Source organism: Halomonas sp. LC1 (assembly GCF_030247125.1).
In the GTDB taxonomy this organism is placed as follows: Bacteria; Pseudomonadota; Gammaproteobacteria; order Pseudomonadales; family Halomonadaceae; genus Vreelandella.
In genome coordinates this window covers 154,010-168,322 of sequence record NZ_JASSPG010000009.1, presented here as the reverse complement: position 1 = coordinate 168,322, position 14,313 = coordinate 154,010, and the positions used below count along the sequence as shown (strand labels likewise).

The 14,313-nt window shown below is 56.6% G+C and carries 9 protein-coding genes; 6 read left to right on the top strand and 3 right to left on the bottom strand.

Annotation, left to right across the window (positions count from 1 at the left end; all coding sequences use genetic code 11):
• Window position 1: 1 nt before the first annotated feature.
• Together QIT27_RS15540 and QIT27_RS15535 are read right to left on the bottom strand one after the other, a co-directional pair.
• On the bottom strand, window positions 2-856 hold the full coding sequence (locus QIT27_RS15540; protein ID WP_044630414.1) for an AAA family ATPase: 855 nt from the start codon (window positions 854-856) through the stop codon (window positions 2-4).
• Window positions 857-946: 90 nt separating this feature from the next.
• On the bottom strand, window positions 947-2,920 hold the full coding sequence (locus tag QIT27_RS15535; protein WP_285264319.1) for a sigma-54-dependent Fis family transcriptional regulator: 1,974 nt from the start codon (window positions 2,918-2,920) through the stop codon (window positions 947-949).
• Between the two features lie 288 nt (window positions 2,921-3,208).
• Between QIT27_RS15535 and QIT27_RS15530 the strand changes: the two genes are divergently transcribed.
• A complete protein-coding gene (locus QIT27_RS15530) occupies window positions 3,209-5,023 on the top strand; it encodes an NAD(P)/FAD-dependent oxidoreductase (RefSeq protein WP_285264318.1) in 1,815 nt (604 codons plus the stop codon).
• A gap of 31 nt (window positions 5,024-5,054) precedes the next feature.
• On the top strand, window positions 5,055-6,131 hold the full coding sequence (locus QIT27_RS15525) for a 2,3-butanediol dehydrogenase (RefSeq protein ID WP_285264317.1): 1,077 nt from the start codon (window positions 5,055-5,057) through the stop codon (window positions 6,129-6,131).
• A 75-nt stretch (window positions 6,132-6,206) separates the two neighbouring features.
• Here QIT27_RS15525 and QIT27_RS15520 read toward each other — a convergent pair whose 3' ends face one another.
• The gene (locus QIT27_RS15520) at window positions 6,207-6,971 is read right to left on the bottom strand and encodes an SDR family oxidoreductase (protein WP_285264316.1); all 765 of its coding nucleotides are present in this window, start codon (window positions 6,969-6,971) and stop codon (window positions 6,207-6,209) included.
• A gap of 179 nt (window positions 6,972-7,150) precedes the next feature.
• On the opposite strand from QIT27_RS15520, the gene QIT27_RS15515 reads away from it, so the two are divergent.
• Genes QIT27_RS15515 through QIT27_RS15500 form a run of 4 tightly spaced genes read left to right on the top strand, consistent with a single transcriptional unit; the run spans window position 7,151 to window position 14,099 of the window.
• Window positions 7,151-8,884, top strand: a complete 1,734-nt coding sequence (locus QIT27_RS15515; protein ID WP_285264315.1) for a GAF domain-containing sensor histidine kinase — start codon at window positions 7,151-7,153, stop codon at window positions 8,882-8,884.
• Entirely contained in the window at window positions 8,871-12,059 is a 3,189-nt protein-coding gene (locus tag QIT27_RS15510) for a response regulator (protein ID WP_285264314.1), read from the top strand. The genes QIT27_RS15515 and QIT27_RS15510 overlap by 14 nt, the downstream gene beginning before the upstream one ends.
• Window positions 12,056-12,448 carry a response regulator gene (locus QIT27_RS15505; RefSeq protein ID WP_253018886.1) on the top strand — a complete coding sequence of 131 codons (393 nt, stop codon included), beginning with the start codon at window positions 12,056-12,058 and terminating at the stop codon, window positions 12,446-12,448. The genes QIT27_RS15510 and QIT27_RS15505 overlap by 4 nt, the downstream gene beginning before the upstream one ends.
• Window positions 12,435-14,099, top strand: a complete 1,665-nt coding sequence (locus QIT27_RS15500; protein WP_285264313.1) for a diguanylate cyclase — start codon at window positions 12,435-12,437, stop codon at window positions 14,097-14,099. Before QIT27_RS15505 ends, QIT27_RS15500 begins: the two co-directional genes overlap by 14 nt.
• Window positions 14,100-14,313: the final 214 nt, after the last annotated feature.

Genomic DNA, 14,313 nt, shown 5'->3' with positions numbered 1-14,313 from the left:
CTTAGCGCCCGCTGTTCTTCTGGCGACGCATCATAAAGGCCAGGCGTTCAAGCAGGTGGGTATCCTGCTCGTTTTTGACCAGCGCACCGGCCATGGGCGGCAGCGCTTTGGCGGGGTCGCGATGGTAGAGCGCTTCTTGCGCCAGCTCGTCGGCCATCAGCAGCTTGAGCCAGTCGACCAGCTCTGAGGTTGAGGGCTTTTTCTTCAGCCCTGGAGCGCTGCGCAGGTCAAAGAAAACCTCCAATGCTTCGCTGACCAGTTTTGGGGCAATGTTCGGGAAGTGAACATCCACAATCGCCTGCATGGTTTCGCGGTCGGGGAACTCGATATAGTGGAAAAAGCAGCGGCGCAGAAAGGCATCCGGCAGCTCTTTTTCGTTGTTGGAGGTGATGACGATGATGGGGCGCTTCTCGGCGCGGATGGTTTCACCGGTTTCGTAGACGTGGAACTCCATACGGTCCAGCTCTTGGAGCAGGTCGTTGGGGAATTCGATATCCGCCTTGTCGATTTCATCGATCAGCAGGACCACTCGCTCATCAGCGGTAAACGCTTCCCACAGTTTGCCGGGCTTGATGTAGTTAGCGACGTTCTCAACACCTTCTACACCTAGCTGTGAATCGCGCAGCCGGCTCACCGCATCGTACTCATACAGCCCTTGAGCGGCTTTGGTGCTGGATTTGATGTGCCAAGTGATCAGCTTGGTGCCGAGGGATTCTGCCAGCTCTTCTGCTAATAAGGTTTTGCCGGTGCCTGGCTCGCCTTTGATCAGCAGCGGGCGCTCAAGCACCACGGCAGCATTCACCGCCTGTTTAAGCGCATTGGTTGCGATATACGAAGAAGTGGAATCAAACGCCATAGTGGGCCTCGGCTTATTGGAAGCGTGGTGAATATTAGATTCAAACAAGTGTACGTGAGGCTGGCCGCCCAGGCCAAGCGCCGTCCGCTCTCAGGCTTTATTCGGCGGTACGATGCCTTGGCGCTGCATTTGCCGATACACCGTTGGCCGTGAAACCCCCAGCTCGCGTGCCACGGCGCTAATGTTCCAGTGGTGTTGCTGTAGCCGTGTCACAAGGTGGCAATCAGTGGCCTGGCTTTCAGGCGCGGTTATCGCAGGTGTACGAGTAATGCGTTGGCTAAGGCATTGTTCGGGTAAGTCGTAAACGGTGATTTCATCGCTCTCGGCGGTAGCGAGTGCAAATGCTAGCGCGTTTTTTAGCTGACGAATATTGCCGGGCCAGGCGTAGGCGAGTAGGGCGCTGATGGCGTCGGCCCGCAGCCGAGGGGCGGAGCTTCCGCCGCGTTCGCTCACCACATCGCTGAATACTTGGCGAATCACGTAGCGCTTGTCGGCGCGTTCGCGCAGCGATGGTAAGCGCAGTTGGGCACCGTTCAAGCGGTAGTAGAGGTCTTCACGAAACTCGCCCTGCGCAATCATGGTATCGATGTGGCGGTGGGTAGCGGTAATCACCCGGATATCAACCTTTTCGGGTTTGTTTGCCCCTAGCGGCATCACTTCCCGCTCGGCCAGCACCCGCAGCAGGCGGGTTTGCAGGGCCAGCGGCATATCGCCGATCTCATCTAAAAACAGCGTGCCGCCGTGGGCCTGGGGGATCAGCCCACGCATACCTTTTGCCCGCCCGCCGGTAAACGCGCCGGGTTCGTAGCCGAACAGCTCGCTTTCGATCAGCGCTTCGGGAATCGCCGCACAGTTCACCGCAATAAAGGGGCCTTTGGCACGGTTGCCGCTATCGTGCAGCGCACGGGCGACCACTTCTTTGCCGGTACCGGTTTCACCGCTGATCAGCACGTTGACACTGGCTTCGTTACGCAGCCGTTCTGCCAGCTTTTGCACTTTGCGTATGGCGGGGTCGTCGGCCCCCAACCGTTCTAGCGGTGTTGGCAGCGAGGAGGCGGGATTACCGAGTGGCGCGATGCGCGGCCTGCGCGGCTCCAGCAGGCTAATAAAGTAGATGGCGTTGCTGGCGCGGGCGCGAAACGCCCTGAGCTGGTCGTTGGTCGCGCTGTTGATACTCAGCACATCGGCAATTTCGCACTCAAACAGTTCGCTGAGCATCGGTGAGTGTTGAGCAGACCACGGCGGCCAGCGCTGTTGGTGCGCACTGATCAGTTCGCGGCCGACGGCATTGGCGGCAATCACCTGGCCGTTCTCTTCTATCGCGATAAGCCCACGCCCGTTCACGTGCACAAACTCCCGCGAGGTATCTAAGCGCACCATCAGGCAGTCGCGGTAGCGCTGCAGAAAGTAGGCGTCTTCGATCATGCGGGCGTAGAGCGTCACCAGCGAGAGGCTGAAGTTCTGGCTCTCATGCTGAGTGGGCGATTGCAGCGCAGAGATATCCAGCACGGCCATCACGTTGCCCTGCGGGTCGGCGATGGGGGCGGCGGTGCAGGTGAGCGAAATATGCGTGGCGTCGAAGTGCTCCTGGCGGTGGCAAATGATCGCTTGGCGGTCGTGCAGGCAGGTGCCGACCGCACAGGTGCCCGCGAAGCGCTCGTCCCAGTCGGCACCTAAATAGAGGCCCGCTTTGCGTAGCTGCTGGTCTTGGTTGGGGTTGCCGCGAAACTCGACGGTAATGCCGCGATGGTCGGTGAGTAGCAGCACGTAGCCGAGCTGGGCGATTTGTTCATAGAGCTGATCGACCCCGGCGCGGGCAACGTGCAGCAGCTCATCAACGGATTCCCGGTGCTCGATCAAGGTTTGCTGGGGCACCACCCGGGCAGGGCGCGGCTGCGTGGGGTCGAGTTGGTACTCATTGAGGCAGCGCAGCCAGGAGCGGCGGATGGTGGCCTGTGCAGGAAGCTGCGGTGCATCCAGCCCTTCACCGAGCTGGAAGATGTGCTCGATATGCTGGCGCTGCACAGAGGCCAAGCGTGTCGGTGGTAGTGATGGCGTTGGCATGGCGAATCCACACACGATTATTGTTGTACTTCCAGCCTATGCGCTTTGTAGAGGGTGTCAACGAAGGTGTATTACGCCGTTAGTCGTGCGTTACACCTGTAACGTTAGCCGTACACACGACGTGACAGGTGTACGCGGTTTGCGCTGTTTTATAGCGGTGTGTGAATGCTGAGTTGCTGTTATTTTTCAATCGCTTATTGACTCTTTGGCGCATTTGGCACGGCGGGTGCTTAGGGTTGAGTGTCTTATCGACAGTTCAACAATAACAACGACATTGGAGTACCCGCGATGACTCACACAGAGGTAAGTACCCCATCCAGCGCTACCAGCACCGTCAACGCATGGCTTCATGATTTTGATGAAGCGCTGCAGGCCCGCGATAGTCAGCGCGTGCTGACGCTATTCAACGACGAATGCTACTGGCGCGACTTTCTGGCGTTTACCTGGAATCTAAAAACCTGCGAAGGCAAGGAGGAAATCCAGGCCATGCTTGATGCTACGCTGGCCAATACTCAGCCCACCCAGTGGCAGCTTGACGGGGAGGCCAGCGAAAACGGCGATACCGTCGAGGCGTGGTTCACCTTCAAAACGGCCATTGCCACTGGCAAAGGCTACCTGCGGTTGAAGAGCGGCAAGTGTTGGACACTGCTGACCACCATGCAGGCGCTGGATGATTTCCCTGAACCTCGCAACCACCATCGCCCTAAAGGGGCCGAGCATGGTGCCAATAAACAGCGTGAAACCTGGCTGGAAGCCCGCGAGCGGGAAGAAGCGGAGCTTGGTTACACGCGCCAGCCTTACTGCGTGATCATTGGCGGTGGCCAAGGCGGTATTGGCCTGGGGGCGCGGCTAAAGCAGATGGGCGTGCCCACCATCATCATTGAGCGCAATGAGCGCGCGGGGGACTCCTGGCGCAAGCGCTATAAATCCCTCTGCCTGCACGACCCGGTATGGTATGACCACCTGCCTTATATTCCCTTCCCGGAGAACTGGCCGGTGTTTGCCCCGAAAGACAAAGTGGGCGATTGGCTGGAAATGTACACAAAGGTGATGGAGCTCAATTATTGGAGTTCCACGACCTGCGACAATGCACGCTTCGATGAAGCCGCAGGCGAGTGGATCGTGAACGTGAAGCGCAACGGCGAAGAGATCACGCTGCGCCCGAAGCAGCTGGTGATGGCTACCGGGATGTCCGGTATGCCTAACGTACCCAAGTTTGCAGGTGCGGAGAGCTTCGAGGGCGAGCAGCAGCACTCCAGCCAGCACCCAGGGCCGGATGCTTACGCGGGCAAAAAGTGCGTGATCGTGGGCTCGAATAACTCGGCTCACGATATTGCCGCCGCGCTCTGGGAGCACGATGCCGATGTCACCATGCTCCAGCGCTCCTCGACCCATATCGTCAAGTCGGACTCATTGATGGAAGAAGTGCTGGGGCCGCTCTACTCGGAAGAGGCGGTAGCTGGCGGGTTGACCCACGAAAAAGCCGACCTGCTGTTTGCCTCGATTCCTTATAAGGTGTTGCCCGATTTCCAGCGTCCGGCGTTTGAGGCGATTAAAAAGCGCGACGCCGAGTTTTACCAAAAGCTAGAAGACGCGGGATTTATGCTCGATTTCGGTGACGATGAGTCTGGCCTGTTTTTGAAGTACCTGCGCCGTGGCTCAGGTTACTACATCGATGTTGGGGCCTGCGATCTGGTCGCCAATGGCGATATTAAGCTGCGCAGCGGTGTTGGCATCGAGCGTATTAATCCCCACTCCATCACGCTCACTGACGGCAGCGAGCTGGACGCTGATTTAATCGTCTACGCCACTGGCTATGGCTCCATGAACGGCTGGGCGGCGCGGCTGATCTCTCAAGAAGTGGCGGATAAAGTAGGCAAATGTTGGGGCTTGGGCTCCGATACAACCAAAGACCCCGGCCCTTGGGAGGGCGAGCTGCGCAATATGTGGAAGCCCACCCAGCAGGAAGCGCTGTGGTTCCATGGCGGCAACCTGCATCAGTCTCGGCACTACTCGCACTATTTGGCGCTGCAGTTAAAGGCTCGTATGGAAGGGCTGGAAACGCCTGTCTATGGCCTGCAGCCGGTTCACCATGTGTCTTAAAAGCTATGCGTCTTAACAGGAAGGGATACTTATGAGTCAGTCGACGAATCAGCCACAGATGCAGGCCGCAGTGTGGTATGCCGCTAAAGATCTGCGCGTTGAACACGTGCCGGTGCCGACGATCAACGACCCCCATGCGGTGAAAGTAAAAGTCGCCGCCTGTGGTATTTGCGGCAGCGATTTACACGAATATGCCGCCGGGCCGATTTTTATTCCGGTAGGCAAACCGCACCCCATTAGCGGCGAACAGGCACCGATCATTATGGGCCATGAGTTTGCGGGCGAAGTGGTGGAGGTTGGTGAGAAAGTGACGCGGGTGAAAGTAGGCGACCGTGTGGCCATTGAGCCGATACTTTCACCTAACAAGGATGGCGCTTACCAGATGGAGCGCTACAACCTGACGCCGCTGCTCGGCTTTCACGGCCTCTCCGGCGGTGGCGGCGGATTTTCGGAGTTCACCGTGATGGGTGAGCATATGGTGCACAAACTGCCGGATGACCTCAGCTACGAGCAGGGGGCGCTGGTCGAGCCTGCAGCGGTCGCGCTGCATGCGGTGCGCCAGAGCAGCCTCAAAGCCGGGGATAGCGCCGTGGTGTTTGGTGCGGGGCCGATTGGTTTAATGACCATCGAAGCGCTCAAAGCCGCCGGGGCTGCACAGATTTATGCGGTGGAAGTCGCGCCGTCCCGTAAGGCAAAAGCCGAAGCGCTGGGAGCCATGGTCGTCGACCCACAGCAAGAGGACGCGGTGGAGAAACTGCACGCCTTGAGCGGCGGCGGGGTGGACGTGGCCTTCGAAGTGACCGGCATTCCCGCCGTGCTCAACCAAGCGCTGCATAGCACGCACGAGGGCGGCGAAGTGGTGGTGGTGAGTATTTGGGAGGGAGAGGCCAGTTTTCAGCCCAATGACCTCGTCATCAAAGAGCGCACCATGAAAGGCATTATTGCCTACCGTCATGTGTACCCGGCGGTGATGGCACTGATGCAGCGGGGCTACTTCCGCGCCGAGGATATGGTCACTCAACGCATTCCGCTGGCGGAAATCGTGGAGGAGGGCTTCGAAGCCCTGTTGAGCGATAAGGCGCAGGTGAAGATTATCGTCACGCCTTAGCGGTACGTTTTTGAAAAGCGAAAGGCCATCCGCGGATGGCCTTTTTTAATGGGATCTTTTTGATGGGCGGTGCCGCTACTCGGCATAGATCATTTTGCGCGTCATCCCGCCGTCGGCGACAAAGTTCTGCCCGGTGATAAAGCCGGATTCTTTGGAGAGCAGAAAGCGGGTGAGCGCGGCAATATCTTCGGGAGTGCCCACGCGCCCCGCCGGGTGCTGTTCGCGGTCAATATCACGGTGCTCCACCGGCTGCTGGCGGCTGGGTTTTTGCCAGTCGCCGACCTCGATCCAGCCAGGGCTAACGGCGTTGACGCGAATATCCGGGCCTAGGCTGACCGCTAGCGCGTGGGTCAACGCGACAATGCCACCTTTACTAGCGGCGTAGGCTTCGGTATCCGGCTCAGATTGGATGGCGCGTGACGAGGCCATCAGCACCATACTGCCGCCGTGCGGGCGTAGATAAGCAGCCCCATGCTTGGCGCACAAAAAGGCGCCGGTGAGGTTAGTGTTTAAGTAGGCCTGCCATGTCGCTAGCGAGAGCTGCTCCACCGGGCCATGGAAGGGGTCGGCAATGCCTGCGTTATGCACGATGCCGTTGAGTTGGCCAAAGTGGCTGGCGGTTTTTTCGAGGCTGGCCGCCACCTGGGCTTCATCGCTAACGTCTGCCGTGAGCGTGAGCATTTGCGACGGGTTAGGCAGCCTTTTCGCAGCGGCGTCTAGGGCTTCTTCATCGATGTCGGTAATGGCGACGCGATGGCCTTCGGCCAGCAGCAGATGGGCGATGCCCAGTCCGATGCCTTGCGCGCCACCCGTGACGTAGTAGGTATGGGGTTTTGTCATGCGTTTTGTTCCAGTGTGAAAAGGGTGTTTACAGCCGTGCCGCCAAGGCAAATGTGAAATAACGATACAGCTAACGACAGCCGCCACAATAATGCATACATTGACATTAACTAAACGAGCTTAGCGGCGCTATGCCCGATGGATAAAATTGGCGGTTAGATACCCTTGAGGTTTTTGCCATGGTGGAGAGTGAGCAAGCGCGGCTAATGGCGTTACATAGCTTAGCTATTTTGGATACCCCACCTGAAGAGCGCTTCGACCGGATTACCCGGCTGGCCACACGCCTTTTCAACGTGGACATTGCCCTGGTGTCGTTAGTCGATGAGGAGCGTCAGTGGTTCAAGTCACGACAAGGATTTTCGCTGACGCAAACCTGCCGGGAAGAGTCGTTTTGCGCTCACGCCATTCAAGGGAAAGGCATTTTTGAAATCGAAGATGCCAGTCTGGATCCTCGCTTTGACACCAACGTGTTGGTGACTGCCCGACGCGGTATTCGTTTCTACGCGGGTGTTCCACTGGCCACCGCCGACGGTTTTCCCGTGGGCACCCTGTGCATCATCCACTCCGAGCCGCGCCGGTTGAGCCCACAAGAGCGCCAAGCGCTTTACGATTTGGCAGCGTGCGCAGAAGACGAGATCAACCGAGCTGGGCTTGAGAATGAGCTTGTCAGCGTGAACGAGGTGAAGCGCCAACTGGCTCACGATGAAGCCCGTCAGCGCTTACTGGCTGAAGCGTTGGCTGCGCTCAACGAAATCAGCACGTCCAATCATTTGAGCCTTGAGCAACAGTTTCAGGAAGCGTTGGCCTTGGGCTGTCGCTACTTACAGCTGGACATTGGCATCATCAGCCGCATCTACAAAGGAATTTTTGAGGTCGTCTCCGTGACGGCACCGCAGGATGCCACGATGGGAGCTGGGCAATGCCTGCCTTTGGCTAACACCTACTGCGATATGACGCTAAAGAACAATGGTTTTCTTGCCGTGCATAATGCGGCATTGAGCGATCTCAGACATCATCCATGTTACGAGACCTTTGGGCTCGAAGCGTATATTGGAAGCGCTATCCAATTAGGTGACCAGCTGTTCGGCACGGTGAGCTTCTCCTCTGCCGCCTCTCGTCAGCAGCCCTTTGCGGAAACCGACATCCTCTTCATCAAGCTACTGAGCCGGTGGATTGGCTCGGTGCTAGAGCGTCAGCGTGTCGATGCGCTAAAAAGCGAGTTCGTCTCGACGGTGAGTCATGAACTCCGTACGCCGCTGACGGCCATTACCGGCGGGTTGAAGTTGGTACTGGGCGGGGCGACGGGAGAGCTGCCAGAGAGCACTCATAAAATGCTCTCCATGGCGCTGAAAAATGGCGAGCGACTGGCGTTATTGATCAATGATTTGCTGGACGTTGAAAAACTTTTGGCGGGGCAGCTAAATTTCATTTGTCATCCCAGAGAGTTAGGCGTGTTACTTAACGCGGCGCTTCAAGAAAACCAGCCTTATGCGGAACAGTACGGCGTTACTTTGCGTTTAGAGGCGCTATCTAAAGAGCGCTTTATCAACGTCGATGCACTACGCTTCCAGCAGGTTATGGCCAACTTGCTCTCAAATGCCGCTAAATTTTCTCGTTTGAACGGTGACGTCGTTATTTTCTGCGACGAGTGTGATAAAGATGTACGTATCAATATAAAAGATAGCGGCTGCGGTATACCCGAAGAGTTTAGAGCCAGGATATTCCAAAAATTTTCGCAAGCAGATGCCAGTGATCGACGCGTTAAAGGAGGAACGGGGTTGGGACTTTCTATCAGTAAAGCGATTACCGAACAAATGGGTGGCACCATTGGGTTTCAGTCTACCGAAGGAGAGGGCAGCACGTTTTATGTGACGTTCCCTTACGCGGAGGAGCGCCCTCATGATGCGCACTGAACGAAACATCTTACCCGCGGGTTCTCCCTGGTATGCAGGCCTGCTGTTCGCGCTGTTGTTCGTGGCGGGCGTGGCGGGCAACATGCTGCAGTTATCGGTACTGTTTAACGTCTATTTCGTCTTCGGGTCGGTGGCCGTCATGTTGGCCATTGCTTGGTTAGGCATGTGGCCTGCTGTATTGGTAGGCGTGGCAGCGGGGCTTTATACCTACGTCTTTTGGGAAAATCCGGTCACCGTCATGGTGTTCGTGTTAGAGGCATTAGTGGTCTCTTGGCTCTATCACCATAAAGTCAAAAACCTGATCATTGCCGCTCTGATTTACTGGATTGCAGTGGCCGCACCGATCGACTTCTTGTTATTCCCTTATTGGCTGGGATGGGGACAAGAGCTGACCCTGCTGGTGTATTTGAAACAAGCCATTAACGGTGTCTTTAATGCGGTTATCGCCAGCGCCATCATCATCTTTTGTGGGTTGTCCAAAAAAACGTGGCTACCGACGGCAGGCGCACTGTTAACGCTCAAACATCTACTATTTTGTTCTCTCCTATCGGTCACGCTGATGGCGGGTATTCCGCTGATTCTTTATGAAGGCCACGCCATGCGCCAAGGCCAAGAGAACTTCGTCAAACAAAACCTCAATAATTTGGGTAACGAGTTGGTGGGGCGCCTGTCCGAACCTGAAGCCGATCAGCGCTACATGTACCATATTGGCCGGGTACGTGCGGGCAATGACGTCAACATCGGTCTTCTAGACGCAGACGGTGAGCTACTGGCGCAGGTGGGAAACCTCAACTCCTTGACGCTGGCGCCTGGCGATGAGCTCATTGATGTGGGCGAGCGCATCACAATGTGGTTGCCCGGCAATTTAGACAATCCAGCGGTGCGTTTTTCACAAGGCCTTTACACGATCAAGCTGCCTGCGCTCGGCGTGGCAGGCGTCGACCAGGTCGTACTTGAAACACCGGCACTCCCTACCGTCAGCGCCATGGAAGCCTACCGCATCGTCCTGTTTGCTATGTTAGCAGGGGTATTGATCTTCGGTATTTTAGCGGCCGAGCTGTTGAGTCGAACGATCACCCAGCCGCTGACCCGTCTTGGCAAAAAAGGTCGTACGCTAAGTGACAGTATCGCAAACGGCAAGACGCCCACCCTGCCTAGCAGCCGTATCGTAGAGTTCCAGCAGTTATCCGATCTATTGGGCGCGATGAGCGCCGAGCTCAGCGATGCGTTCAAACGGCTGCGTCATACGCAAAGCAATTTAGAGCGTGAGGTCGATCAACGCACTAAAGCGCTGGCCAGCAGCAATGACTTGTTGAGCTCAGTGCTCGATTCTGCGGTGGACTTCGCCATTATCGCCACCGATACCCAAGGAGTGATCAAGCTCTTCAACAAAGGCGCTGAAGACCTGTTGGGGTATCAGGCGAGCGAGGTCGTGGGTAGTCAAACGCCCATGTTGTTCCACGATGCCGACGAAGTCGAACAGCGGCTCATCGATCTCAACCAGAGCGTCGGCTACACGTTGACGCCCTTCGAAGTGTTCACGCACCGCGCTGCCCTGGACAAGCGTGATGCCAAAGAGTGGTTTTATGTGACCCGTTCAGGGGAGCGAGTGCCCATCAAGCTGGTGGTCACGGCGATCAAAGACCAACAAGGCCATATCACTGGCTACCTGGGTATTGCCGAAGACATCTCTGAATCGAAGCGGGTAGAGCAGATGAAAAACGAGTTCGTGGCGACCGTGAGCCACGAACTTCGTACGCCGCTCACTTCCATTTCGGGCGCGCTAGGGATGGTGTCTGCAGGCGCGCTGGGCAGTGTGCCGGATACCGTCATGCGTATGGTCAACATTGCACACAAAAACAGCCAGCGGCTGACGCACTTGATCAACGACCTGCTGGATATCGAAAAAATCGCTGCCGGTAAACTGGCCTTCGACATGCAGTGGCAGCCGTTACAGCGGCTGTTGGAGAGCGCCATCGAAGAAAATCGCCACTACCGACACGAGCGTCAAGTCACGTTAAAGCTGGATAACCCCTATCCAGAGGCTCAGGTGCGCGTAGATGGCCAGCGCCTTCAGCAGGTCATGGCAAATTTACTCTCCAATGCGGTGAAATTTTCACCGGAGGGCGGGGATGTTCAAATTAGTGTCGAGAAGCAGGCCCATGTCATCACGGTGAGCGTCAAAGACGCTGGGCCGGGCATCCCCGAGCATTTCAAAGCGCACATTTTCAGCAAGTTTGCCCAGGTAGACGCTTCCGACTCCCGAGCGAAAGGCGGCACGGGGCTAGGATTGGCGATCACCCGTGAACTGGTGGAGCACATGGAAGGCTCGATGGGCTTTACCAGCGAAAAGGGCAAGGGAAGTTGCTTCTGGTTCTCGCTCCCGCTCCATCCGTCCGATACGGTCAGCGGCCCATTGGGCAGTGGCGCTGAGGTTGGTCGGGTGTTGGTGATCGAGGACGATCCCTCCGTCGTCCGGGTGCTGTTTGAAACGTTGTCTCAGGCAGGCTTCGAGGTGGACTCCGCGCTGAATGGTGCCATGGCGTTAGAAAAACTGGCCGAGCAGCGCTACGACGCCATCACCGTCGATATCGGCCTGCCAGACATGAGTGGGTTCGATGTGATTCATGCCCTACGCGAGCAGCATGCCTCGAAGCATACGCCAGTGCTGGTCGTGACGGGCAGCGTAGAGCGGGGCAGAGTGGCTTTAGAAGGGCACCTCGAAGACATCGCTTGGTTAGCGAAGCCCATTCAAGCTCAGCATTTGTTAGCACTACTGGGCGAGCAAATCCAGGTCCATCAAGAGCGCCCAACGCTACTGCACATCGAAGATGATCCCGACCTGCATGCGGTGATTCGTACCATGCTGAACGAACATGCGGAGTGCGACCATGCGGTGAGCGTGGCTATGGCGCGCCGGTTGTTAACCTATCGTCGTTACGATGCCATCATTTTGGATATAGGGCTGCCCGACGGCCAGGGCTGGGATTTATTGGAGCAGATTCGAGAAGCCCAGCCCCGCGCACGCATCATCATTCTCTCGGGACAGCCAATCAGTGAGACAGATCAACATCGAGTTGAGACGGTTTTTTTAAAATCGCGCATAAGCCCGGCACAATTGCTCGAGGCCATTCAACAACGAACCCAACTGGCGCAGATGGTGGATAACGGATGAGCAGTTTAGAGCGTATTTTGTATGTGGAAGATGACCCGGATATCCAAACGGTAGCGGCGCTTGCGCTGGAAGTCGTCGGTGGTTTTAATGTCAAGGTATGCTCCTCGGGGGAGCAGGCGTTGGAAGAAGCGGTGGCCTATGCGCCGGACATGATTCTTCTCGATGTGATGATGCCCGGCATGGACGGGCCATCCACCTTAGCTGCGCTGCGTAAACTGCCGAGCCTTGAGAAAGTGCCCGTTGCGTTTATGACCGCTAAAGTGCAGCCCCACGAGGTGGACCAACTCATTGCACTGGGTGCCGAAAGTGTGATTGCCAAACCGTTTGATCCCATGACGCTGGCTAATCAAGTTCGCACTCTTTGGGAGCAGGCGTGTGGTAAATCGTGATCAACAATCCTTAGAACACAAGCTGGCACTGTTAAAGCAAACGTATCAGCAAAACTTACAGACCGAACTCGCCTCGTTGTGCAGTGTGCTCACGCGTCTTCAACAGACGTTGCGTGCCCAGCTCATGACCCCCGTTGGAGAGGTGCTCGACGATGAAGCGCAAGCGCCTCGGGAAACGCTGACCGATGTATACCGACGGCTGCACAAACTGGCAGGGTCGGCGGGTACGTTTGGTTTCGATACGATCGGTAGCCAGGCGCGCATATTGGAAGGCGGGCTGAAACGCTGGTTGGAAGAGAGCGATCAAGAGATCGACCTTCAGCTGGTCAACGTAGTGAGTGGCCAGCTTCAGTCCATGCAAGTAGAGCTGGTACCAAGCCTCCAGCAGGCACCGGCCATCGACGCCCCTCAAGAAGTCAGCGGCACGACCGCCAAGATTTGGCTGATCGAAGAGGACGACAAACTCGGTAAACACATTCGCGAACAGTTGACGAATTTCAGTTACGAGGTGCGTCTGTTTACCTCTGTGCCGGAAGCGTGTCAGCAGATTGCCGATGAGTCTCCTGATATTTTGATCGTGGATGCCATGGCCGGCGTTGGACACTTGGCGCCGCTGCAAGCGCTCTCGTGCCCGCTGCTATTCATCAGCGACTGCGACAGCTTCGATGCGCGTATGCGGGCGGCTCAGTTAAGTGCACAAGGCTATTTTTTGAAGCCGCTGAACATTCCGCAATTGGTGAACCGCCTCGAACAGCTGCTTCAAGAGCGCCAGTCGCCCCCCGCACGTATTCTCGTCGTGGACGACGACCAGCAGCTGGCTGCGTATTACCAGCTCGTGCTGGAGGCCGCTGGGATGGAAGTGCGGATTCTGGATAATCCACGCCATATCATCGATCAACTGACATCGTTTAGACCCGAGCTGTTGCTGATGGATGTACACATGCCGGATTACGACGGCCCCGATTTGGCCTCAGTGGTTCGCCAGTATGACGAGTGGAGCAGCCTGCCCATTGTATTTTTATCGGCCGAAATGGATCTGGGCAAACAGGTGGATGCGCTTAGTCACGGGGCCGACGACTTCCTCACCAAACCTATCCTCGCCGCGCAACTGGTGGCGTCGATTCGCGTGCGAGTGGCGCGTTCCCGTACGCTCTCGGCACTGCTCAATAAAGATAGTCTGACGGGGCTACTCAAGCACGCCAGTATCAAAAGCGCTGCCATCAATGAAATCAGCCGTGGCTATCGCCAGAACTACTCGGTGGTCGTGGCGATGGTGGATATCGACCACTTCAAGTCGGTCAACGATACCTATGGACATGCCACGGGGGATGTCGTCATTGCCTCGGTGGCGACGCTGCTCCGTCAGCGCCTGCGGCAAACGGACATGATCGGTCGCTACGGTGGCGAGGAGTTTTTGGTGGTGTTGCCTCACTGCAGCGCAGAGGATGGTCGCAAGCGTTTAGAAGACATCCGTGAATACTTCTCTCGGCTACGCTTCAACCAGGGTGATCAAGAGTTTGCCTGTACGCTCTCTTCGGGCATGGTGTGCAGCCTCGATGCGTCAGATCAAGATCGGGATCGTTTACTGGTATTGGCGGATGAGGCGCTTTACCGCGCCAAACGCGGGGGCCGCAACCAGGTGTGCCAGTAGCGCTATCCGTCGACGGCGCTGGCATGATTCGTTATGGAGCAACGCAGCAACAATTGCGCACTGCTGGTGCGCTTTTGCCGACTGGCAAGCGATGCGCGTCTTTCGAACACGGTTTATTTTTTATAACTCTATGTATTTAAATAGAAATATATTTATTGGCATGCGGCTCGCTATATAAACGGTAGGCAGCAAATGAACAGAGTCATTTAGGTCG

Bases quoted from the DNA above. Each gene is read 5' to 3' on its own strand.
- QIT27_RS15540 (WP_044630414.1), bottom strand. From the start codon at position 856: ATGGCGTTTGATTCCACTTCTTCGTATATCGCAACCAATGCGCTTAAA.
- QIT27_RS15535 (WP_285264319.1), bottom strand. From the start codon at position 2,920: ATGCCAACGCCATCACTACCACCGACACGCTTGGCCTCTGTGCAGCGC.
- QIT27_RS15530 (WP_285264318.1), top strand. From the start codon at position 3,209: ATGACTCACACAGAGGTAAGTACCCCATCCAGCGCTACCAGCACCGTC.
- QIT27_RS15525 (WP_285264317.1), top strand. From the start codon at position 5,055: ATGAGTCAGTCGACGAATCAGCCACAGATGCAGGCCGCAGTGTGGTAT.
- QIT27_RS15520 (WP_285264316.1), bottom strand. From the start codon at position 6,971: ATGACAAAACCCCATACCTACTACGTCACGGGTGGCGCGCAAGGCATC.
- QIT27_RS15515 (WP_285264315.1), top strand. From the start codon at position 7,151: ATGGTGGAGAGTGAGCAAGCGCGGCTAATGGCGTTACATAGCTTAGCT.
- QIT27_RS15510 (WP_285264314.1), top strand. From the start codon at position 8,871: ATGATGCGCACTGAACGAAACATCTTACCCGCGGGTTCTCCCTGGTAT.
- QIT27_RS15505 (WP_253018886.1), top strand. From the start codon at position 12,056: ATGAGCAGTTTAGAGCGTATTTTGTATGTGGAAGATGACCCGGATATC.